The 1,926-nt window shown below is 44.0% G+C and carries 1 protein-coding gene; it reads right to left on the bottom strand.

Features of this window, described 5'->3' with window-relative positions; all coding sequences use genetic code 11:
• Window positions 1–1,904, bottom strand: a 1,904-nt coding sequence (locus AC6F75_RS13875) for a TonB-dependent receptor domain-containing protein (protein WP_500715683.1), incomplete at its 3' end; no start/stop codon positions are given.
• Window positions 1,905–1,926: the final 22 nt, after the last annotated feature.

The raw sequence follows: 1,926 nt of genomic DNA, 5'->3' as shown, positions 1-1,926 counted from the left end.
GCAATTCCTGAAGAATAAGTGCGGTACCGCCGGTCTGTAACATTTTCAAGAGAAGCTGAAAGCTGTATGGCATCTGTCAACTGATACTGAGTTGCCAGATTGAGGGTGTACCAGCCGGGTGAATACAAATCGCCATTACTGTTAACTGGGTAAATCTCCGGTTTATTGGCTTCTGAAGGGGCCATGTTTTCGGCTCTTATTTGTCCGCTGTAACGGGCAAAAGCATCCATTTTAAATCGGTTGTTTTTCCAAACCAGATGGGTGTTCCCAAATTGGGGCGGTGCGTGTCGCAGTGGGGCTTTATAACTATTGTCCAGTTCTTCATAACCTTTGGCGATGGTGTAATTTGAATTCAAACTCAAATTTTCACAAAAGTTGATTTGAATTCCTGCTTCAAATCCATACACCCTGGCATCTGCAGCATTTTGAATGGCTTGTACATTACTCAATTCTCCCTGAAACATGATTTCGGTTTCGCCGTTCAGGCTAAAATCACGGCGCACGAGGGCATTGTCGAGTTTTGTGTAAAATGTGGCCATTTCCACTTTTAGGATATTGTCAAAATTTAGGGCGGCTCCCACCTCGCCGTTATAGGAATATTCGGCTTTTAAATTGGGGTTGGGAACAACCACACTTCCGGGTTCTGAATCAAATATTTTCCCGATATCGTCAATGTTTGGAGCGCGGTAGGCCGTGGCAAAATTGGTTCGCAAACTGAGGACATCACTTGCTTTATAAGTAAACCCAATGCTTCCTGTAAAATTTCCGGTGTTGATTTGAGCATCTTCAAACGGAAAATCATAAAAACGGTCGTCAAACGTAGCGTCTATGTTGAAGTGGCTGTATCTCACACCGGTTTGTAAGGTGGTTTTTGGCGACATTTTCCAAAGCATATTTACATAAACCGCATAGGATTGCCAGGTGGAGCCGTCAGGATAACGGGCGGCTGTTTCTTCCTCTTCATCGGTCAAAATATCGGTTACTTTTCCTGATGAACCCACTGTATTGTGCACATATTCCACACCATAAAAAAGGTCTACCTCATGGAGGTTTTTGGTAAAATCAAGGTTGGCCGAAAGTGCATCTACTTGTTCCTTGCTATGGTACAAATTGGATGAACCCACACTTCGGTTGTTTCTGCTTTCCTCAAAAAATTGATAGCCCACAATGAGTTTGGAGTCGTCATAAAACAAACTTCTGCTTTTTCGCTCCAACTGTAAATTCCCTGAAAACCATACTTGAGGGCCATAATGCCACTCGGCATCACGCAGATTTCCATTTATTTCACGGGTGAGGCGGTCATAGCGTGAAAAGTCTGATGTTTCAGAATACAACAGGTTTAAAGTAAAATCCCAAATTTCATTGGGCATAAACCGCACTTTTTGAGCCAGGCTCAGCTGGTCATAAGCGGTGGGTTTTTGAACCAGCGGATTTGAATTGGCCACCTGCACATCTTCACCGTCAATTCTTTGAACGAAAAAGTTACGTAGATAATCGTCGGGGCCGTGTTTTCCCATTCTTAAATCGCCAAAATCACTGTAAGAAATGCTGCTTAAAAAAGCCCATTCCTTGAATCCGAAATTCAAATCAAGGTGTCCCGTTTTTTCTTCATTGGCCGTTGAATATCGGGCGATGGCATTGCCTGAAAAAGCCATGCCTTCCTCAAAGGAAAATTTGGGTTTCAGGGTGTAGAAATTCATTACACCGCCCACGGCATCGCTGCCGTAAACCACTGAGCCGGGGCCAATAATCACTTCGGTATTTTCTACCACAAAGGGATCGATGGAAAGGATGTTTTGGATGTTTCCGCCCCTGAAAATGGCGGTGTTCATTCGCACACCGTCAACAGTCATCAATAATCGGTTTGTTGAAAACCCGCGAATCATCGGACTTCCTCCGCCCATCTGGCTTTTTTGGACAAATACT

It is taken from the genome of Planktosalinus sp. (genome assembly GCF_059864935.1).
This window is presented reverse-complemented; position numbering and strand designations above follow the sequence as displayed.